This is a genomic window from Hyalangium ruber (assembly GCF_034259325.1).
GTDB classification, from domain to species: Bacteria; Myxococcota; Myxococcia; order Myxococcales; family Myxococcaceae; genus Hyalangium_A; species Hyalangium_A rubrum.
Genome location: NZ_JAXIVS010000003.1, coordinates 275,963 through 295,885, shown reverse-complemented (window position 1 = coordinate 295,885; position 19,923 = coordinate 275,963). Strand labels below are relative to the sequence as shown.

The 19,923-nt window shown below is 69.0% G+C and carries 20 protein-coding genes; 10 read left to right on the top strand and 10 right to left on the bottom strand.

Annotated elements, in window-relative coordinates; translation table 11 throughout:
• Positions 1–7: 7 nt before the first annotated feature.
• Both SYV04_RS10140 and SYV04_RS10135 read right to left on the bottom strand, forming a co-directional pair.
• The gene (locus SYV04_RS10140; protein ID WP_321545474.1) at positions 8–742 is read right to left on the bottom strand and encodes an alpha/beta hydrolase; all 735 of its coding nucleotides are present in this window, start codon (positions 740–742) and stop codon (positions 8–10) included.
• Positions 743–750: 8 nt separating this feature from the next.
• Entirely contained in the window at positions 751–1,497 is a 747-nt protein-coding gene (locus SYV04_RS10135; protein ID WP_321545473.1) for a peptidylprolyl isomerase, read from the bottom strand.
• A gap of 162 nt (positions 1,498–1,659) precedes the next feature.
• Between SYV04_RS10135 and SYV04_RS10130 the strand changes: the two genes are divergently transcribed.
• Together SYV04_RS10130 and SYV04_RS10125 are read left to right on the top strand one after the other, a co-directional pair.
• Positions 1,660–2,775 carry an AAA family ATPase gene (locus SYV04_RS10130; protein ID WP_321545472.1) on the top strand — a complete coding sequence of 372 codons (1,116 nt, stop codon included), beginning with the start codon at positions 1,660–1,662 and terminating at the stop codon, positions 2,773–2,775.
• Positions 2,776–2,783: 8 nt separating this feature from the next.
• Entirely contained in the window at positions 2,784–3,383 is a 600-nt protein-coding gene (locus tag SYV04_RS10125) for a hypothetical protein (RefSeq protein ID WP_321545471.1), read from the top strand.
• A gap of 4 nt (positions 3,384–3,387) precedes the next feature.
• Here the strand turns inward: SYV04_RS10125 and SYV04_RS10120 are convergent, their stop codons facing one another.
• Entirely contained in the window at positions 3,388–4,005 is a 618-nt protein-coding gene (locus tag SYV04_RS10120) for a hypothetical protein (protein ID WP_321545470.1), read from the bottom strand.
• Positions 4,006–4,078: 73 nt separating this feature from the next.
• A complete protein-coding gene (locus SYV04_RS10115) occupies positions 4,079–5,047 on the bottom strand; it encodes a lipase family protein (protein ID WP_321545469.1) in 969 nt (322 codons plus the stop codon).
• Positions 5,048–5,155: 108 nt separating this feature from the next.
• On the opposite strand from SYV04_RS10115, the gene speD reads away from it, so the two are divergent.
• From speD to SYV04_RS10085, 6 genes are read left to right on the top strand one after another with little or no spacing between them, the layout of a single operon-like run.
• Positions 5,156–5,542, top strand: coding sequence for an adenosylmethionine decarboxylase (gene speD, locus SYV04_RS10110; RefSeq protein WP_340371381.1), 387 nt, complete (start codon positions 5,156–5,158; stop codon positions 5,540–5,542).
• Entirely contained in the window at positions 5,539–7,437 is a 1,899-nt protein-coding gene (locus tag SYV04_RS10105; RefSeq protein WP_321545468.1) for a DUF4178 domain-containing protein, read from the top strand. The genes speD and SYV04_RS10105 overlap by 4 nt, the downstream gene beginning before the upstream one ends.
• Before the next feature lie 19 nt (positions 7,438–7,456).
• Positions 7,457–7,618, top strand: a complete 162-nt coding sequence (locus tag SYV04_RS10100; protein ID WP_321545467.1) for a hypothetical protein — start codon at positions 7,457–7,459, stop codon at positions 7,616–7,618.
• The gene (locus tag SYV04_RS10095; protein ID WP_321545466.1) at positions 7,618–7,845 is read left to right on the top strand and encodes a DUF350 domain-containing protein; all 228 of its coding nucleotides are present in this window, start codon (positions 7,618–7,620) and stop codon (positions 7,843–7,845) included. Before SYV04_RS10100 ends, SYV04_RS10095 begins: the two co-directional genes overlap by 1 nt.
• A gap of 41 nt (positions 7,846–7,886) precedes the next feature.
• On the top strand, positions 7,887–9,383 hold the full coding sequence (locus SYV04_RS10090; protein WP_321545465.1) for a polyamine aminopropyltransferase: 1,497 nt from the start codon (positions 7,887–7,889) through the stop codon (positions 9,381–9,383).
• Positions 9,374–11,008, top strand: coding sequence for an FAD-dependent oxidoreductase (locus SYV04_RS10085; protein WP_321545464.1), 1,635 nt, complete (start codon positions 9,374–9,376; stop codon positions 11,006–11,008). The genes SYV04_RS10090 and SYV04_RS10085 overlap by 10 nt, the downstream gene beginning before the upstream one ends.
• Here SYV04_RS10085 and mug read toward each other — a convergent pair.
• Positions 10,992–11,495 carry a G/U mismatch-specific DNA glycosylase gene (gene mug / locus SYV04_RS10080; RefSeq protein ID WP_321545885.1) on the bottom strand — a complete coding sequence of 168 codons (504 nt, stop codon included), beginning with the start codon at positions 11,493–11,495 and terminating at the stop codon, positions 10,992–10,994. The two genes, SYV04_RS10085 and mug, sit on opposite strands and share 17 nt — an antisense overlap.
• A 165-nt stretch (positions 11,496–11,660) precedes the next feature.
• On the opposite strand from mug, the gene SYV04_RS10075 reads away from it, so the two are divergent.
• Positions 11,661–12,437: a sporulation protein gene (locus SYV04_RS10075; RefSeq protein ID WP_321545463.1), complete on the top strand. Its 777-nt coding sequence runs from the start codon at positions 11,661–11,663 to the stop codon at positions 12,435–12,437.
• Here the strand turns inward: SYV04_RS10075 and SYV04_RS10070 are convergent.
• The 5 genes from SYV04_RS10070 to SYV04_RS10050 all read right to left on the bottom strand — a co-directional run bounded on the left by SYV04_RS10070 (position 12,415) and on the right by SYV04_RS10050 (position 18,635).
• Complete coding sequence (locus SYV04_RS10070; RefSeq protein ID WP_321545462.1) at positions 12,415–12,993, bottom strand: hypothetical protein; 579 nt, start codon at positions 12,991–12,993, stop codon at positions 12,415–12,417. The two genes, SYV04_RS10075 and SYV04_RS10070, sit on opposite strands and share 23 nt — an antisense overlap.
• 41 nt (positions 12,994–13,034) lie before the next feature.
• On the bottom strand, positions 13,035–15,452 hold the full coding sequence (locus SYV04_RS10065; protein WP_321545461.1) for a BamA/TamA family outer membrane protein: 2,418 nt from the start codon (positions 15,450–15,452) through the stop codon (positions 13,035–13,037).
• 134 nt (positions 15,453–15,586) lie between these two features.
• Positions 15,587–16,945 (bottom strand): sigma-54-dependent transcriptional regulator, encoded by a 1,359-nt coding sequence (locus tag SYV04_RS10060; RefSeq protein ID WP_321545460.1) that lies wholly within the window; start codon positions 16,943–16,945, stop codon positions 15,587–15,589.
• Positions 16,942–18,144, bottom strand: coding sequence for a sensor histidine kinase (locus tag SYV04_RS10055; protein WP_321545459.1), 1,203 nt, complete (start codon positions 18,142–18,144; stop codon positions 16,942–16,944). The genes SYV04_RS10060 and SYV04_RS10055 overlap by 4 nt, the downstream gene beginning before the upstream one ends.
• Before the next feature lie 59 nt (positions 18,145–18,203).
• Positions 18,204–18,635, bottom strand: coding sequence for a hypothetical protein (locus SYV04_RS10050; protein ID WP_321545458.1), 432 nt, complete (start codon positions 18,633–18,635; stop codon positions 18,204–18,206).
• A 137-nt stretch (positions 18,636–18,772) separates the two neighbouring features.
• On the opposite strand from SYV04_RS10050, the gene SYV04_RS10045 reads away from it, so the two are divergent.
• On the top strand, positions 18,773–19,918 hold the full coding sequence (locus tag SYV04_RS10045; protein ID WP_321545457.1) for a hypothetical protein: 1,146 nt from the start codon (positions 18,773–18,775) through the stop codon (positions 19,916–19,918).
• Positions 19,919–19,923 lie beyond the last annotated feature (5 nt).

Below are 19,923 nucleotides of genomic sequence, written 5' to 3'. Positions count from 1 at the left end.
CGCCTCCTCAGCGGCCTTCCAGCCGCGCCTCCAGGAAGTCCGCCAGCGCGCGCAGCTCCTCGGGCGCGATGGTGTGAGGCCCATCGAACGGGAAGAAGTCAACCGACAGCCCCGCCTCCTTCAGCAGCTTGTACAGCCGCTCGGCGGCGTGGAAGGGGAGGATGTCGTCATACTCCCCGTGGCCCTGGAACACCGGCAGCTCCTTGCGGCCCGCCGCGCGCGCCTTCCACTCCTCCTGCGCGATGAGCGTGCCGGACAGGATGCACAGGCCCGCGGGGCGCTCCTCCAACCGCAGCGCCACGTCCGTCGTCACCATGCCGCCCTGGCTGAAGCCTCCCAGGATGATGCGCCCGTAGGGCAGCTTCGTCGCGGCCGACAGCGCCGACACCACGCTCATCACCGCCCGGCGTGCGGCGGGCAGCCCCTCGGGCACCTCGCGCGAGTACTGCGTCCAATCGCGCTGCTTGCCCATGAGCACCTCCATGGGCAGGTGGAACCAGGCACGGCCGGAAGGCATCCCCAGCTCCGCCAGCGACAGCGGAGCCGCGGGGAAGACGAAGCGCGCCTGCCCCGCCAGCTGGGGCTTCAGCGCCATCAGCTCCGAGGCCAGCGGCACCAGATCCGTGGCCGGCGCTCCGAAGCCATGGCACAGCACGATGGCGAGCGTGGGGCTCGCCCCTTCCGGCAGGGCATCGACGAGCTGGCAGTCCAGCTCGCCGAGGCGCGTGGAGACGCGTCGCATGGCCCGCTTTACGGCTGCTTGTCGGTGATGGTGACCTTCTTGATCGTCACCGGCGTCAGCGGCCGGTTGCCCGGGGCGGTGGGCACCTTGGAGATCTTCTCCACCACGTCATAGCCCTTCAGCACCTCGCCGAAGATGGTGTGCTTGTTGTTGAGCCACTGCGGCTCGGAGGTGGTGATGAAGAACTGGCTGCCGTTGGTGCCCGGGCCCGCGTTGGCCATGGCCAGGATGCCCTTCTTGTCGAACTTGCGGCCGCTCTGGAACTCGTCCTCGAAGCGGTAGCCCGGCGAGCCCGTACCGTTGCCCAGCGGATCGCCACCCTGGATCATGAAGTCGGGGATGACGCGGTGGAAGATGGTGCCGTCATACAGCGGCCGGGTCGTCTTCTGCAGGGTGGTGGGCTCCTTCCACTCCTTCTGGCCGCTGGCCAGGCCCACGAAGTTGGCCACCGTCTTCGGCGCGTCCTTGGAGAAGAGCTTCAGCACGATGGTGCCCTCGCTCGTCTCCATGGTGGCGAAGAGCTCCTGGCCGTCCAGCGCGGCCTTCTGCCAGCCCGACGTCTCACCGCCAGCGGCGGGAGCGGCGGAGCCCGTCTGGGCAGGGGTGCCGCTCGGAGGAGTGGACTCGGGAGGCTTGACCGCGGAGGCGGCGGACTCGGGAGCCTTGGCCGGGGTGGCGGGCTCCTTCTCCTTCTCCTTGGTGCAAGCGGTGAGAGCGAGCAGCAACAGACCAGTCGTCAGGATTCGGGTGCGCATGGGGCGCGCATACTAACGCCCCGCCAGCGGGATGGGATGGCTTCGTGCATGGGGAGTGTTTGCTTCATGCTCCTACATCCACCTCGCGGCCGGCCCGTGTCACCCGGGGGCCTTGGCTCGAATGTGGCTGGGCCTAGGGCCCCCGACTACGCTGGGTCGCCCATGATTCAGACGATCACGCTTCGGAACTTCAAGAGCTTCGGGGAGGAGCAGACCATCCCGCTCGAGCCCATCACCGTGCTCGTGGGGCCGAACAACTCCGGCAAGTCGAACTTCATGAGCGTGGGCCGGTTCATCGCCAACAGCGTCATCACCAACGTGAAAGAAGCGATTCGCCAGGAAGGGGGGAACCGATTTCTTTTCTACCGTCCGTCATCAGTTCGAGACGGGTCTTGCACGATTGGATGGAGTACACCGGATGGTCGTTACGCTGCGAATTTGAGCCCAGGGGGACATATCGCTTGGGAAGACTTCAGGCTCGTTGCTTCCAGGGCGGGTTTTGAGCGACGCGGGGCGAAGGTGACCCTGAGCGGCGAGGATGACTGGCAGGATCAGTCTGCCAGAGATACTCAGGTGTTTGTGGCGCCAGAGCTCGTAGGTCCTGATGAGGTTGTGCTTCCAGCATGGAGGGTCTGGAACAGCTTGGAATCCGCCGGAAACATCAAGCTCTCCTTGTCGGCGCTCCGGGCGGACTCCGAGGTGATTCCCCTACCGACTCTTGGTCCTGACGGTCGCGGACTTGCCGCTGTTTTAGGGCTTTGGCGCGGTGCCCTGCCAAAGAACATGGAAGCCTTGGAGCGGTTCGTGACCCGGTGCCTTCCAGAGGTCGAGCACATCTTCGTGCGGCCGGCTCCGGCTCCTGGCCACCAGCGACTGTGGTTCCAACAGAAGAATGGCGAGCAGTTCGACGCGGAGCACATCTCTGATGGCGTGCTCGCCTTCACCGCGCTCGCCATGCACGCGATCAATGCCCAGGAGGGGCAGCTCTTCTTCATTGAGGAGCCCGAGCAGTCCATTCATCCCAAGCGCCTTCGGGAACTCGTGGACCTGCTCAAGGACATCGTCCGGGAGCGTGGGTGCCAGTTCGTCATCGCCACTCACTCGACGGTCCTCCTCAACGCCTTCCGCGACGAGCCCGAGGCCATCCTCCTCTTCCGTCGCTCGGAGACAGGGACCCGGGTCAAGCGTCTGTCCGATGTTCCAGAACTCTTGGACATGCTTCAGAAAACGCCACCGGGCGACTTGCTCGAAACAGGTGCGTTCAGCACCGCGTTTTAGGGACCACAGTGCTCACAGTTGCGATCGCCAGCGAGTTCCAGGCCTACGACGGCGAGATCTACCGCTATCTGCTCGAGCGGACCCTCGGCACCTCGGTGCAGGCGTGGAAGAGCGAGATCGAGTTCAACGGGTGCAGGCATGTCCGCAAGCAGGCGGGGCTCTACCTCGAAAAGGCCGCGCAGCAGGGCGTCCGGCATGCGCTCATCGCCATCGACAATGACGGGGGAAGCCGCAGCGGTTCTCCACACCAGGCGGACCATGACATGGCCCAGCAGCTCGCGGACCCGGACGGGTGCCGCGTTTGCTGGTTGCTCGACACGATTCCTCCGAGCTGGCGGGACTCTGGCTATCGCTCCTGTGTGGTCGTCCCTTTCCAGACGCTGGAGACCTGGCTCCTGGTCATCAAGGGGCATCCGTTCAAGGAGCCCTCCCCCGAGCAGCGCTACCACCGCCGCGTGCTGAAGCAGGACTTCTTCGGAAAGCCCCTGCCTTCGAGCGGTGAGATGCAGCGCCTCGCGCTCGAAGCCATCCAGCAGCCGCAGGCGCTCCAACTGCTCTCTGCTCGGCCCAGCTTCCAGCACTTCGTGAGTCAGGTGCGCGCGTGGTGAACTCCTACTCTGGGAAGGCTTCCTCCTGCGTTCCCATGTGGAGATGTTGGTTCATCCACTGCAGGAGAGCGCCATCCAGGATTCGGCTCGTCGCCGCCTCGTCGTAACGAAGGGAGCGCCCGAGCGCGCGGGCGAGATTCACCAGGACGTCCTCGATCCGCTGAATGGCCCGAAGCCTCGTCCGGCTCTCCTGGGGCGGCACGAATGGGAGAAGCCTCAACGGCTGTGCGGCGGCTGCGGAGCGTGGAGGGCCAAGTTCGCGCACAACATGTTGAACCAGCAGGAAATCGAAGGAGCTTGCTTCCAGTTCCTCGCGGAGCGGAGCGAAGCGCTCATCCAAGAGCAGCGCGAATCGCTCCATCTCTTGAGCTTCGTCGGTCAGCCTCGCTCCCGCATCGAGAGACCAGCTCGTGAAGGCATCCGAATGAGGGAGGCGCATCTCGGACAACTGCCGCTGAAGCGAGAGGATGACGACGTACTCTGGCTCTGAACCCGAATTCACCAAGCTGATGCGGACCACCTGGCTGCCCGAGCGCAGTCGTTCCTTGAGCAGGCGCACATAGGGATCATCCGCGACCCCCGCCAGCGCTTCATGAATCAGGGAAGACCAATCCCGGGCCATGGGAGGAGGCTCCTTCTTTCAACCCCCTGCGTCAACCCAGGTCTAGGCACAACGTCCTACTCAGCCCACCCGCTCAGGACTCCAGGGCCAGCGCCACCGCGGCCTCGGTAATGTCTCCCGGGCGATAGTTGGCCAGGCCCGGCAGCCCCGCCATGGCCGCCTCCGCGTGGTCCATGTCGTCCAGGCGCACCACCCGCGAGCCCGGGATCTCCGCGTCCACCGCCGCCACCAGCCCGTCATTGGCCAGCCCGTAGCGCTCGCGCATGTAGCGCGCCACCGGCCACAACATGGAGCGCTTCGAGTCGCGCCAGGTGGCCAGCGACACGGTGGGGATCTCCACCGGGTAGGGGTAGCGCCGCACGAACTCCATGCGCTGGGGGTAGCTCAAGTCATCGATCGACTTCGACACCCCGTAGAAGAGCAGCGGCACGGCGATGTCCATCACCCGCCGCAGCTCCGGCGAGGCCATCACGTCATGGGCAATGGGCGAGCCGCCATACGGCGCCTGGATGGAGACCACCGCGCGCACCACGCGGCGCAGCTGGGGGTACATGCTCAACGCCGCCAGGGACTCCACCGCGCCCTTGCTGTGGCCCACCAGCACCACCGAGCGCCCGAAGAAGGCCGCGTCCTCCAGCGCGTTGCGCACCACCTCGATGTTGGCGGCCAGAGAGGCCTCCGTATCCACCTGCACCTCGCGCGTCTCCAGCCCTCGCCGCTCCAGCCGCTGCTGGTTGCCCTCCAGGTAGCCGAACAGCTCCTCCCCCAGCAGCCCCTTCACCAGCAGGTACACGTGGCGCCGCGCCTCCATGGGCAGCACGGGCCTGCCCTTTCGCACCTCCGCGTACAGCTCTCGGTAGCGCGCGGTCGCGTCCGTGGTGGGCGCCGACTCCGCGCGAAACCACCCCGCCATGCCCGCGCAGCCTTCGCCCCACCATTGCTCGGCCGGCGGCAGACCCCGCAGGCCGCGCACCAGCCGGGCAACGGCGCTGGCGCTCGCGGCCGAGGCGGTGGGCTCGGGAGAGGGGAGGGAGGAGGGCACCAGCGGGGAACGGGGCTCCGGCGGAGACATGGCCCGCAGCGTACCGGGCAGGGCCCCACATCCGGCAACCCCCCACCCCGGAAGCGCTCGCCCAGGGGGGCAGGGCTCGTGCTAGAAAGTCACCTGTCTGGGGAGGACTTCAAGCTGACCACGGGACAGGAATGGCTGGTGGACGTGAGCGGCTGCGCGCCGGAGCGCCTGAAGGATCAGGTGGCGCTCTCGGCGCTCTTCGAGGAGCTCATCGTCCTGCTGGAGCTCAAGGTGGTGGGCCAGCCCCAGTGGCACGTGTTCCCGGAGCCCGGAGGCATCACCGGGCTGACGCTGCTGGCCGAGAGCCACCTGTGCATCCACACCTTCCCGGAGCACGGCTTCGCCGCGCTCAATGTGTACTGCTGCCGCACCCGCGCGCGCCCGGACTTCGAGGCGCTGGTGGCGCGGCACCTGGGCGCCCAGGGCTGCCATGTCCGTGAGCTGGCGCGGGGGGTGAAGGCGTGACGCAAGGGCAATGTCCCTCGTGTGGGGCCCCGGTCGAGTTCACCGCGGGCTCGGCGCAGGTGCTGGTGTGCGGCTATTGCCAGACGGTGGTGGCCAAGAAGGGGGCCAACCTCGAGGCGCACGGGCGCATTGGCGCCATCGTGGACACCGACTCGCCGCTGCGGCTGGGCCTGGAGGGCCGCTACGCGAAGACGGGCTACAAGCTGGTGGGCCACATCCAGAAGGACCACGGCGCGGGCCCCTGGGACGAGTGGTACGTGCAGTTCGATGACGGGCGCGCGGGCTGGCTCAGCGAGTCCGAGGGCACCTTCCACATGATGTTCGAGGCGGGGGTGGAGGAGGGCATCGAGCTGCACGAGCTGCACCCCGGCGAACGCCTGCACCTGCGCAACCGCGCCTTCGTGGTGGAGGAGCGCGGGCACGGCCGGGTGGTGGCCGCCGCGGGCGAGCTGCCTGGCGACGTGGACCCCACGGCCGACAGCTATTACGTGGATGCGACGGGCTCCAAGGGCGTGTTCGCGACCCTGGACTTCGGCACGCGCTTGCGCGACCCCGAGGTGTACCTGGGCCAGCGGCTCAAGCTGGAGCAGCTCGGCATTCCGATGGACCAGGTGCGCCCTCGGACGCGCAAGGTGTCGCTGCAGCAGGCGCGCTGCACCCAGTGCAACGGCGCGTTGGAGCTGCGCGCCCCGGATAGCACCCGGCGCGTGGCGTGCCCCTTCTGCGGCGCGCTGCTGGATGCCAGCAAGGGCAAGCTCGCCTTCCTCCAGATGTTGGAGAAGCCGGAGCACCCGCCCCTCATCCCCCTGGGCACCAAGGGCAAGCTGGGCGGGGTGGAGTGGATCTGCATCGGCTTCGTGGTGCGCTCCTGTACGGTGGAGGGCACGCGCTACCCGTGGGAGGAGTACCTCCTCTTCAACAAGAACGAGGGCTTCCAGTGGCTGATGCAGTCCAATGGCCACTGGGTCCACCTCAAGCCGATCGACGCGGGTGACGTGTCCCTGGCCCCGGGCGTGGGCGCCTACTACGAGGGCCGGCGCTACAAGGCCTTCCAGTCGGTGACGGCCGTCACGGAGACGGTGCTGGGCGAGTTCTACTGGGAGGTGCGCGCGGGCGAGATGGCGCAGGCCATCGAGTACGTGTCGGCGCCCTACTCGGTGAACGAGGATGCCACGGACTCCGAGGTGACGTTCACCCACGGCGAGTACCTGGAGCCGAGCGTCATCGCCGAGGCCTTCAACCTGAAGGAGGCGCTGCCGGCGCGCCATGGCATCGCCCCCAGCCAGCCCAACCCGAACTCCTCCGCCACGGCGTGGAAGTGGGCGGGCGTGTGGGGCACGGCGCTGTTGGCGCTCTACCTGGTGGTCAACCTCATGTCGGCCAACGTGACGGTGCTGGACATGACGGTGCGGCTGGAGCCGGACGCGGTCTCCGGCCAGCCCACGGCCATGCACTTCAGCGAGCCGTTCCAAATCACCTCGCGCGGCAACGTGCGCGCGGATGTCACCGCCCCGGTGAGCAATGACTGGATCGGCGTGCAGGGCGATCTGGTGAACCAGGAGACGGGCGAGATATCGAGCTTCTACCAGGAGATCAGCTACTACTCCGGGACGGACTCGGAGGGCTCCTGGTCCGAGGGTGGCACCAGCGGCACGGAGTACTTGTCGTCGGTAGCGCCGGGCACGTACGTGCTGCGCACCACGGCGGGCTTCTCCGCGGCGGGGCCGCAGCCCATGGGAGGGCGCTCGTTCCAGGTGAAGCTCACCAGTGACACGCCGCGCGGCACGTGGTTCTGCTGCGCGCTGGTGCTGCTGCTGATTGGCCCGGCGATTGGCTACATCCGCTCGTCGAGCTTCGAGTCGAGTCGGTGGGCGGAGAGCAACCTGGTGGGCTGATGAGGAGGGGAGCGAGGCAATGAAATACTTCGGCGGGCTCGTGGTGCTGCTGTACGCGGCGGTGGCCTTCTCGGGCTGGGAGCCCTTTACCAACGAAGAGCGCGGCAAGGTGCCGGGCGACGTGCGCCGCGGGCCCAACGGCGTGTTCATCTGGACCGGCGGATTCCACGGAGGGAAGTGATGTTGCTACTGGGTGCGGTAGTGAGCGTGCAGGGCCTTCTGGCGAGCGTCATCTACTCGCTCATCGGGCTGGCGGTCTTCGTCGCCGGCTTCTACGTCATCAAGCTCATCCTCCCGTTCGACGTGAACAAGGAGATCGAGGCGGACCAGAACACGGCGCTGGGCATCGTCATCGGCTCCTTCATCCTTGGCCTGGCCATCATCGTGGCGGCGGCGATCTCCGGATAGCCGCGCGCCTTATGGCCGTGACTTCGAAGTGAAGTGAAGACTTGAACAAGACGCTGCTGTTCGTCACCGTCCTCGTCATCGCCACGTGTGGGCTCATCTACGAGCTCATCGTGGGGGCGCTCGCCAGCTACCTGCTGGGGGACTCCATCACCCAGTTCTCCACCGTCATCGGCGGCTACCTCTTCGCGATGGGGATTGGCAGCTACCTCTCGCGCTTCATCGAGAAGGGGCTGGCGCAGCGCTTCGTCGAGGTGGAGCTGGGGGTAGCGCTCATTGGTGGGCTGTGCGCCCCGCTGTTGTTCCTCACCTTCACCCTGACGGATCTGTTCCGGGTGGCGCTCTATGGCAGCGTGCTCGTCATCGGCACGCTGGTGGGGCTGGAGATTCCCCTGCTGCTGCGAATCCTCCAGGACCAGGTGAAGTTCAAGGACCTGGTCAGCCAGGTGCTGACGTTCGACTACCTGGGGGCGCTGGCGGCGAGCGTGAGCTTCCCGCTGCTCTTCGTGCCGAAGCTGGGGCTGGTGCGCACCTCGCTGCTGTTCGGTTTGCTCAACGCGCTGGTGGGGCTGTGGAGCACGTGGCTGCTGGCGCCGGTGCTGGCCCACCCGACGCGGCTCCGGGTGAAGGCGGTGGGGTTGTCGCTGTTCCTGGTGGTGGGGCTGGCGCTGGGCGATCGGCTGACGACGTTCTACGAGGACCAGGTCTACACGGAGGACGTGGTGCATGCCTCCAGCTCTCCGTACCAGCGCATCATCGTGACGCGGGGCAAGCGGGGCTTCTCGCTGTTCCTCAACGGCAACCTGCAGTTCGCCAGCGTGGACGAGTACCGCTACCACGAGTCGCTGGTACACCCGGCGATGGTGCGCGCGGGCGCGGTGGGGCGGGTGCTCATCCTCGGCGGTGGGGATGGGCTGGCGGCGCGCGAGGTGCTGCGCTACCCGGAGGTGCAGTCCGTCACGCTGGTGGATCTGGATCCGGCCATCACCGGGCTGGCGACGAAGTACGAGGAGCTGGCGAAGCTCAACCAGCACGCGCTCTCGCATCCGAAGATGCGGGTCATCAACACGGACGCGATGAAGTTCCTGGAGGAGGGGGACGCCCTCTTCGACGTGGTGATCATCGACTTCCCGGATCCGAACAACTTCTCGCTCGGCAAGCTCTACACCACGGGCTTCTACAGGCTGCTCAAGCGGAGGATGGCGCCGGACGGGGTGGCGGTCATCCAGAGCACCAGTCCGCTGTTCGCCCGGCGCTCCTTCTGGTGTGTGAATACGACGCTGAAGGCCTCGGGCTTCTGGACGGAGCCGTACCACGCGCTGGTGCCCTCGTTCGGCGAGTGGGGTTACGTGCTGGTGGCCCATGAGGCCGCGGCACAGCGGCGGCCCCTTCCCGAGGGGCTGTCCTTCCTGGATGAGGCCACCCTGGAGCGGCTCCCCCATTTCCCGCCGGACATGGGGCCGCTGCCGACGGAGGTGAACCGGCTGAACAACCAGGTGCTGGTTCACTACTACGAGGAGGAGTGGCGGCGGTGGAACTGACGCGGCGGGAGCTCATCGCCGCGTTCCTCGGTTCGGCGGTGGCGGCCAGCGCGTGCCGGCGCTCTCGCTCGCGTGCGCCGGTACCGGGCGAAATCATCGACCGCGCGGTGGACACGGGGCACCGGCTGCGGGGCGGGCCGCTGCCGCGCGCGGAGGTGGCCGAACAGGTGGAGGTGCTCATCATCGGCGCGGGCATCGCGGGGCTGTCGGCGGCGTGGCGGCTGGCGGGCGCGGGGCTGAAGGACGTGCGGGTGGTGGAGCTGGATGACGCGGTGGGAGGCACCTCGCGCTCGGGGAAGAACTCGGTCTCGGCCTTCCCGTGGGGAGCGCACTACCTGCCCGCGCCGCTGACGCAGCAAGGGCCGGTGATGCGGATGCTGCGGGAGATGGGGGCGGTGAAGGGGACGGACGTGGAGGGCTACCCGACCTTCGAGGAGGAGCTGCTGATCCGCGAGCCGGACGAGCGACTCTTCTACCAGGGCGACTGGTACGAGGGGCTGTACCTGTACGCGGGAGCGAGCCCGGCGGACCTGGCGGAGCTGAAGCGCTTCGAGGCGCGGATGAACGCCTTCGCCGCGGCGAGGGATGGGAAGGGGCGCAAGGCGTTCACGGTGCCGACGGCGCTCTCGAGCGATGACGCGGAGTGGACGGCGCTCGACAAGGTGAGCATGGCGCAGTGGATGGAGGCCGAGGGCTTCCGCTCACCGCGCCTGAAGTGGTTCGTGGACTACGCGTGCCGGGACGACTACGGCGCCACGAGCGAGGGCGTGTCGGCGTGGGCGGCCATCTGGTACTTCGCCGCACGGCAGGACGGGAAGGGCGAGCGCAGCGAGGGCTTCCTGAGCTGGCCCGAGGGCAACGGCCGGCTGGTGCGGCAGCTGATGTCCTCGCTGGGGCCGAAGCAGGTGGAGCGCCACGTGTTGGTGCATACGGTGGAGCCGGGCGCGGACGGCTGCCGGGTGGAGGCGCTGGACGCGAAGGAGGGAAAGCCCCGGGCGTTCCAGGCGCGGCAGGTGGTGTTCGCGGGGCCGCACTTCGTGGCGGCGCACGTGGTGGCGCCGTGGCGACAGCAGCGGCCGGAGTGGCTGGGGGCCTTCACGTACGGGCCGTGGGTGGTGGCGAACCTGACGCTGTCGGGGCCTCCGAGGTCGCGAGGCTTCCCGTTGGCCTGGGACAACGTCTTCTACGAGAGCCGGAGCCTGGGCTACGTGCTGGCCACGCACCAGGCGCTGCGGCAGTACGAGGGCGGGCCGACGGTGCTCACGTGGTACCTGCCGATGGTGGGGCTGGACGTGAAGGCCGAGCGCGAGAAGGTGCTGTCGGCGGGGTATGCGGAGTGGGAGGGGATGGTGATGGCGGATCTGATGATGGCGCACCCGGGCATCGCCGAGCAGGCGCTGCGGCTGGAGGTGATGCGCTGGGGGCACGCGATGATCCGGCCCACACCGGGCTTCATGTGGGGCCCGGCGCGCTTCGCGGCACAGGAGAGCCTGGGGCGCACGCTGCACTTCGCGCACACGGACCTGGGCGGCATGGCGCTGTTCGAGGAGGCCAACTGGTTCGGAGTGAAGGCCGCCGAGCGGGTGCTGAAGGAGCTGGGGCAGTCCGTCACGAGCTGGCTGTAGCCACTCGCCTCAGCTCGCGGAACAGGCGTGCGAGGTCCTTCAGCTGATAGTGCGCGTTGAGTCCGCTCGGGTTGGGCAACACCCAGAGCCGTGTTTCTCCCATCGTCTCGGGCTGAAGCCCCAGCGTGGCGTCCGGCCGCGCGAAGGCGACGCGGTAGGCGCTCACTCCCAGCATCGCGATGAACCGGGGACGGTAGCGCCGGACCTTCGCCGCCAACTTGCGCCCACCCGCCGCCAGCTCCGTAGCCACCAACTCCGCCGCAGTGGCCGTGGCCCGGTCCACCACGTTGGTGATGCCGTACCCCAACGTGAGCAGCTCCTCCTGCTCCGAGGGTGCCAGCCGGCGCTGAGTGAAGCCCGCCGCGTGCAGCGTGGGCCAGAACCGGTTACCCGGCCTCGCGAAGTGATAGCCCACCACCGCCGAGTACAGGCTCGGGTTGATGCCACAGAAGAGGACCCGCAGCCCTGGCGCGATCAGGTCCGGCATGGTGCTCCCGATGGCGGCGTTCAGCTCCTCCCGGGTCGGCTTGCGTGGCGGTGTCATGGCATGGGCAACCTACTGGGTAGGAAGCCCTGCGGTCTACTGCCACCGTCACTCGTGGACACTCCGAGGGAAGTTGTTCAAAGTCACCGGCAACTCCAGGAGCCGATCATGTCCGTCTTCAACAAGATGTTGGCCAGCGTGGGCATCGGAAGCGCCAAGGTGGATGCCCGGCTCAACAACGGCACGGTGCGGGTGGGGGGCTCGCTCGAGGGAGAGATCAACATCCAGGGCGGCAGCGCCGAGCAGCACATCGATCGCATCTACCTGCACCTGATGACCCAGTACCTCAAGCAGCAGGGCGACAACACCCAGCGCATCAACCACGTCATCGAGAAGTGGGAGATCTCCCAGCCGCTCACCATCGGCCCTGGGGAGCAGGTGGATATACCGTTCACCCTGGAGGTGCCGCTGACCACGCCCGTCACCCTGGGCAAGGTCCCGGTCTGGTTGAAGACGGGTCTCGACATCGACAACGCGATCGATCCCAAGGACACCGATCAGCTCGAGGTCCTCCCCCATCCCCACATGCAGGCCGTCCTGAACGCGGTGAAGCACCTGGGCTTCCGCCTGAAGACCTCGACGTGCGAGTACAGCACTAGCAAGAGCCGGCTCGAGCCGTTCGTGCAGGAGATCGAGTTCTATCCCCCCGAGAGCTTCGGGGTGAGCGTTCGAGAGCTGGAGCTCATCTTCTTCCTCGAGCCGCACAGGGTGGAGGTGCTGGTCGAGGTGGACCGCAAGGGGAGCGGAGTGGGAGGGCTGCTGGCGCGGGCCTTCGACATGGACGAGCGCAAGAACTTCATCCGCTTCTCCCAGGAGGAGCTGGAGCGCGGGCGGGAGTACATCGGCAAGCAGCTCACCGCCGTCATCGCGCAGCTGGCTCGCTAGCAGCACTGACCTCACACCGGCCCGTGGCGCGCCGGGTGAGATCCTCGGCCACTGTGCGAAGCACGTTGCGCGTGACGGAGGAGCCCTCGGTACCGGTGGACTCATCCTGAGTCAGCCACGAGGCCACCTTCCCGAGGCTCGCGGCCGTCACCACCTGCAGGCGCACGTCCACCTGGATCATGAAGGCGTCACCTGGCTCGGGTGGCTCCTCCATCGTCCACGCGGCGCGCTCCAACTCCAGCGTCGCGGCCCCCGTGGGCAGGGGCCTCCCGTCCAGCAGGTAGCCGCCCTTCGTGAAGGAGAGCACCTGGGTCAGCTGGGTGCCGTCCACCCGCGCGTTGAACCACAGCCTGCGGCGGCGCAGCAGCGTCAGCTCCACCTCCAGCCTTCCCGCCATTCCCAGCCGCAGCAGCCGGTCCAGCTCCTGCGTCAGGAAGGCGTGCGCCTCGGGCCGCACCACCACGCGCCTCCCGGACAGGGTGGCGGTGCATACCGTGCGAGGCTCATCCGCGTGGGCCTTGGGCGCAAGGAGCCCCACCGTGGCCAACAGCGCCACGCCAAGCCCTCGCGCCTGAGTCCCTTGCCGTCCCATGCGCATCAGAAGGGCCGTGTGAAGAGCAGGCGGAGCTCGGGTGTCCACGTCGCCCGCTCATCCGCGCGCCAGGCCGCCGTCAGCGCCACCTCGTCTCCGAGGTGCAGGCTCGCGCCCAGGCCCATCCGTGCGTCCGCCCAGCCCTCGTCCTGCCGCACCGTACCCACGTCCACGAAGGCACCCAGCGAAGACCACCGGTACTCGGCGCTGAAGAGCACCGAGGCATCCCCGCGGAACTCCTTGAAGCCGTAGCCGCGCAGCGCGCTCCAGCCGCCCAGGCCCTCGCGCTTCTGCAGGGGCAGGTCCTCGCCTCCCGCGGCGCGCAGGCGCAGGCGCAGCGAGTCATCGCCCCCCGTGGGCAGGTAGAAGGCGCTGTCGCTCACCAGCTTCCAGAAGCGAATCTCCGCATCGCCACCAAAGGCCGGACGGCCCACCTCCAGCGTGAGGAAGCTGCGCAGGGCCGGGCGGTTCGGCCAGTGGTCCTCATGGGAGATCAGCGACAGCTCCGGGCTCCGGAAGAGGTTGCCCGTCTCCCGCCGCGGCGTCCCGTCGCTGGCGTACTCGAGCCGGCCGATGAGCGAGCCGAAGCGGCCCTCGGTCACCGGCGCGTTGGGATAGGCAGGAGAGTCGCGCCGGAACACGGTCAGCGGCGGCGACAGGCTGAGCAGCGTGGCGTAGGTGTCGCGGCGGTACTCCGCCCCCAGGAGCCAGTCGTTGCCAAGCCGCCACGTCGCGAAGGCCGCGGCGCCCTTGCGGCGGAAGTAGTCCGTGTCCGGGCGGTTGAGCAGGGCGGAGTAGAGGTAGGAGTCGATCGCGCCCATCCGCCACCGGTCCAGCGTGTCGGTGAAGTCATGGACCTGTCCGCCCAGCTCCGCGAGCCCCAGCGAGGGCACCCGCACCTTGGCTCCCATCAGCCAGTTGAGCCGGCGCTGGCGGCGGGTCTGCTCGGGATCGTCCGGGATGCGCTGGCCTCCCAGCCGGAAGGGGATGAAGAACGCCGCGTCGAGCGTGGCGTGGGCCCGGTTCCTCGGATCCCACACCTGGAGCCGGCCTTCGAGCCCGGGCGCCAGCCCCGTCACCTGCGTGTGTACCGGCAGCAGGTCCAGGTCGAAGTCCGGCCGGCGCGTCCGCACATTCACCACCACGCGCCGGCCTCGGGTGGAGAGGCCCGCGGGGGCGTCATGCTCATCCCAGTCGTGCCACCACTCGCCCACCAGATTGTCCCAGGGCAGCTCCACGTGCATGCGCCGGCGAGAGCGCTGGGACTTCTCCTCCGGTGCTTCCTGGACGGTGTGGTAGCGCCGTGTGCCGTCCTCTCCGCGCTCCTCGTTCAGCCGCGCCACACCCCGGTGGCGCTCCACGCCCTCGACCTCGAGGTGGGGCAGCGCCGTCTCCAGGCGCCGCACGGCCCGGTGCATGTCACTGCGCAGGAAGATGTCGCCGGGCATGATGCCCAGCGCCTCGCGGACCCGCGGCGCCATGTCCGCGTCCACCCCTTCCACCTCCACGGCCTCGATGTGGCCTTCATCCACCCCCACCTCCAGCCGTCCGTCCGGGTGCAGGGTGGCGGCGATGCTGGCCAGGAGGTAGCCGTTGTCGCGGAGCTCCTCGAGCACGTGCTCCAGTCCAGGCACGAGGCCCCCAGCGAAGATGCCAGGCTGGAAGTTCCCCCGCGCATCGACGTGGGCGACCCACTCCTTGGGAGGACGCGAGGGTGGGCAAGCCGGAGCGCTGCTCACGCTCACGCTCACGTTTCGCTCGGTGAGGCGCAGCGTGGCCACCACCTCTTCATCGTCGTCATCCCAGGAGCTGGACTCCCAGTCCCTGTCCCGGCCCGCTCGGAGGAGCAGGTCCTCGAGCAGTTCGCGGGGCTCGGCGTCCTGGAGTCCCTGGAAGGAAACGGACGTGACGAACGGGTGCTCCTCGGCGGTGACTTCCAGCGCCGGAGCCGTGCCCTCGATGAGCCGCAGTGTGGGGGTGATGCGGGCGAAGAGCTGCGTGCGCGCGAGCCGGCGCAGGCCGCGGGTGGCCTGCTCCACCGTGAGGGGCCCCTCCGCGGGCAGTCCGGTCAGGGTGCGCACCTGATCCGCGTTCAGGCGCTGGAGGCCCTTCCACTCAATGGCCGCCAGGGTCTGCGCCTGTCCATCGACGCGAATCTGGAGCGTGCCGAGGCCCTCGGGCGGCTCTTCCGACGCTTCGTCGAGTTCAGGGCAGATGGGAACCGCCGCGGAAGGCGCGAGTCGAGCTTCCGGCGCGGAGCCCGCATCCGGAGGCAAGCCGGCATCGGGCGGGGAGCCGGCGTCGGGAACAGGGGCGGGAGCCGCCGGCGGAGCGGCCTTGGTGGGGCCTGCGTCTGGGACTTCTCCCTGGGCGTTCGCCAGGAGCGGGAGGAGACACGCGAGGAGCAGTGAGAGACGGTTCATGGCCGGCTGGGAGAGCACGCGCCGTTCCAACCTGCACGGCGTCGTAAGTACGCGGAAGAACGAGGGTTCCTTCGGGAGGCGGATGTCATTTCCACATCCCGATGTCACCGCGCGATGTGAGGGTGACATCGCGCTCATGACACGGGCAGGCCGAGCGCCTTGATGCGGCGATAGAGGTTGCCCCGGTCCATGCGCAGCAGGCGCGCGGCTCCGGCGATGCTGCCGCCCTCCTCCAGTGCTACGCGGATGAGCTCGCGCTCGAAGTCCTCCACGTGCTCCCGGTAGCCCTTCTCCCCAAAGGAGAGGCGGGCCGTGGGAGGTGGAGAGAGCGCGGCTGCCTCGGCGGACTCGGGCGCCGTGAGGGTGAACGGACCGTCCCCTCGCAGGAGGTTGAGGCGTTCGATGAAGTTGCGCAGCTCGCGGATGTTGCCGGGCCAGCGGTACGCGCGCAGGGACACCTCCGCGCCGGGAGCGAGCACCAGCGGCACCTGAGGGCCGGCGATCTCGGCGGCGAAGGCGCGGGCCAGGGGCAGGATGTCTTCGGGGCGCTCGCGCAGGGGCGGCAGGGCCAGCGGCATGACGTTGAGACGGAAGAAGAGGTCCTGCCGGAAGCGACCCTCCTTCACGGCGCGGGCGAGCTCCTGGTGCGTGGCCGCGAGGATGCGCACGTCCACGGAGAGGGGCGCCGTGCCTCCCAGCCGCTCCACCTCCTTGGTCTCCAGGGCGCGGAGCAGCTTGGCCTGCAGCTCCAGCGGCATGTCGCCAATCTCGTCGAGGAAGAGCGTGCCCCCGTGGGCCTGCTCGAAGCGGCCGGGGCGGCGCGCGGTGGCTCCCGAGAAGGCGCCGCGCTCGTGGCCGAACAGCTCGCTCTCCAGGAGGGTTGCGGGGATGGCCGCGCAGTTGATGGCCACGAAGCGCCCCTTGCGTCCCGAGGCCAGGTGGAGAGCGCGGGCCACGCGCTCCTTGCCTGTGCCTGTCTCGCCAGTGATGAGCACGGCTGCGTCGCTGGGCCCCACGCGGGCGATGAGGCGGCGCAGGGCCTCCATGGCGGGGCTCTCGCCCACGAGGTGGCCCGGGCGGGACAGCTCCTCGAGCAGGCGCTGGCGCTCCTCGCGCAGGGCTCCCAGGGTGAGCGCGTTGCGCAGGGCGGTCAGCAGGCGCTCGGGGGAGGGCGGCTTCTCCACGAAGTCCGTGGCGCCCAGCTTCAGCGCCTGCACGGCCTCGGCGGGGGAGGCCTCGCCGGAGAGCACCACCACGGGAGCGGGCAGGGGGCGCGGCAGGCGCGCGAGCAGCTCCAGGCCCGTCTCGCCCGGCATCCGCAGGTCCAGCAGCACCAGGTCCGGAGGGCCCTCGGGCGCATCGAGGAGGCGCGAGGCCTCGGCGGCGGAGCGGGCCTCCACGGGCAGGAAGCCCTCGTCCGAGAGCAGCCCGCGCAGGCCCTTGAGGACGCCCGGGTCATCATCAACGAGGAGGATTCGAGGGCCGGGCTTCATGGCGCGGGAGGGGCGAGGGGAAGGTCCACGGTCGCCAGCGTACCGCCACCGGGCGCGGGTTCGAGGCGCAGGGTGCCGCCATGTTCATGGGCGATCTTCTGAGCGATGGGCAGACCGAGCCCGCTGCCGCCCGGCTTGGTGCTGAAGAGGCCCCGGGTGAGGGCGGCGCCTTCCAGCACGGCGGGGATGCCCGCGCCTCCATCGCGGAGGGCGACACGCACGGAGGACACCTGGGGTTGCAGCGCGATGTGGACGGGAGCGGCGCCCGTCTGGGAGGCCTCGGTGGCGTTCTTGAGGAGGTTGCCGAAGAGGCGCCGCAGCCCATCCGGGTCCGCCTGCAGGGTGACGTCTTCCCCGGGGGCCAGCTCCACGGGGACGGGGGAAGTGCCTTGGTAGAGGGCGCATACCTCGGCGAGCAGCGGGCGCAGGGCGACGGGCTGGAAGCGCGGCGAGGGCAGGCGGGCGAAGGCGGAGAAGCTCTGGGTCATCCGCATGAGCAGATCTACCTCCTCCTGGAGAAGGCCCACGGCCTCGGAAATGCGCGTGGCATCGGGAGCGGGCCCCTCCGCGCGGGAGAGCCGCGCCAGGGAGAGCTTCATGGCGGTGAGCGGGTTCTTCAGCTCGTGGGCCAGGGCGCGGGCGATGTCCTGCCAGGCGGCGATCTGCTCGGCGGACTTGAGGCGCTCGCGCTGGGCGAGCAGCTCCTGGCCCATGCGGTTGAAGCCGGCGAAGAGGAACTGGAACTCGTCGCGCGGCTGCTCGGGGGCGGGGAGGCGCACGGAGAGGTCCCCCCGGGCATAAGCGCCCATGCCCTGGGTGAGGGTGGTGACGGGACGGGACAGCGCTCGGCCGAGCAACACTGCGGCGATGGCGAGCACGGCAGCCGAGACGAGCACTAGGGCGGCGATGAACAGAGGCACCCGGCGCACGAGCGCGCGGCGGGCCAGCTCCGCCTGAGCGAGGTTGAGGCGGGCCTCATCGAGCCGAGCCTGGGAGATGCCCTGGCGCTCCAGGTCCGCGGACACGTCGTCGAGCACATGCTCCACGGGCGCCACGGACACGGAGAGCAGCCGCTCCAGCGCGCTCTGGGCCAGGAGCCCCATGAGCACGAGCGGTACGAGCCCCACCACCAACATCACGGCGAGCAGCCGGCGGCGGAAGCGAGCGGGAGGTGATGGAAGAGCAGGGGCGTGGGCCATCCGGAGGCCCAGCCTACCGATTCAGGCGGCAGGTGCTGGCAGGGAAACGGGCAGTACCCTCAGGGCCCGCCCGTCGCGGGAACGCGGACGAGCGTGGCTTCGAGGTCGTAGGTACACCGGGTGCCATCGAAGAAGTGGCCCTGCTCCCGCTGGTCGATGTGGTCGCCCTGGAGCGACAGCTCGCTGTGGTCGATGTCGATGCCCATGCTCTCGCAGAAGAAGTGCTCTTCGGTGGAGAAGACGTTGCCGACCCCGGGCGAGTCGTACACCACCGAGCAGCCGTTGAACTGGAGGGTGAGCTCGTAGTCGGTGGCCTCGATGAAGGCCTGGCCCCGTACCTCGACGGTGTTCCGGTCATTGCCGCACAGCTCCGTCACCGTGCCCGAGCTGTACTCCCAGAGCCCCGCGTACGGCAGCGGGTTCTCCGACTCACACGCCGAGAGCAGCAGGGCCGAAGCCAGTACCAGAAGGGTGCCGCGTGCTGCCTTCATCCATGTCTCCTCGAGAGGGGGGCAGGCGGCCATGCAGGCGCGCCAGGGGCATTATCCCCGCTTCGGGAGGGCCGCGACAGGTGGGCCTCCTAGCGCCCGGGTGCGTCCTGGCCCGAGCCTGATAGGTTCCGGCGTGGATGCCTCGCCTTCTCGCTCCATCCCAGAGCTGGCTGTTCGGTCGCGGGGTGGACCTCACCGTCTTCGCGGGGGCCGCGCTCGTGTCCGTGGCCCTGGTCCTCGCCGCGCCGTGGCTCGGCGCCGTGGGGGACACGCCCCTGTGGGCCTGGGTGCTGCTCGTCGTCTGCGTGGACGTGGCGCACGTCTGGTCCACGGTGTTCCGCACCTACCTCGATGGAGAGGAGCTGCGCCGGCGGCCCGCGCTCTACATCCTCGCCCCGCTGGCCGCCTACGTGCTCGGCGTCCTGGCCCACCTCGTCTCCGCGGGGACCTTCTGGCGACTCTTCGCCTACGTGGCGCTGCTCCACTTCGTGCGCCAGCAGTACGGCTGGGTGGCCCTCTACGCGCGCCGCGCCCGCGTCTCGGATTTCGAGCGGCGCCTGGACGCGGCCGCCATCTACGCCGCCACCCTGGGCCCCGTCCTCTGGTGGCACGCGAACCTGCCGCGCGCCTTCTGGTGGTTCGTGGAGAACGACTTCCTCGCCGGGCTGCCCGCCTGGGTGGGCACGCTGGCGCTCGTGGCCCACGGGCTGGTGCTCGGGGCCTGGGTCCTCTTCCAGGGCGCGCGGGTGCTGCGAGGCGAGGGGCTCCAGGTGGGCAAGGTGCTGCTCGTGCTCGCCACCTGGGTGACGTGGTTCGGCGGCATCGTCCTCGCGCAGGATGACTTCACCTTCACGGTGATGAACATCGTGCTCCATGGCGTGCCGTACTTCGCGCTCCTGCTGCGCTACACGCGCGGGCGGTTCGCGGAAGGGGGCTATGGGCCCCTCGCCCCGCTGGTGCGCACGGGGCTGCCGGGCTTCCTCCTGTTCCTGGTGGCCCTCGCCCTGGCCGAGGAGTTCCTGTGGGACCGGCTCGTCTGGCACGACCGCGCCGTCCTCTTCGGCGCGAGCGGCTTCACCCTGGCCCCGGACCTGCTGGCGCTGGTGGTGCCGCTGCTGGCGCTGCCCCAGGCCACGCACTACCTGCTGGACGCCTTCATCTGGAAGCCGAGCCGGGATTCGGCCCTGCTGAGCCGGCTGGGGTGGGCACCTCCGGCGCGGGAAGGTTCGACACCGGGCACGATTTCCGCTTCTTCGGTAGCCATGGCGCGTCCCACGGACTAACTCCT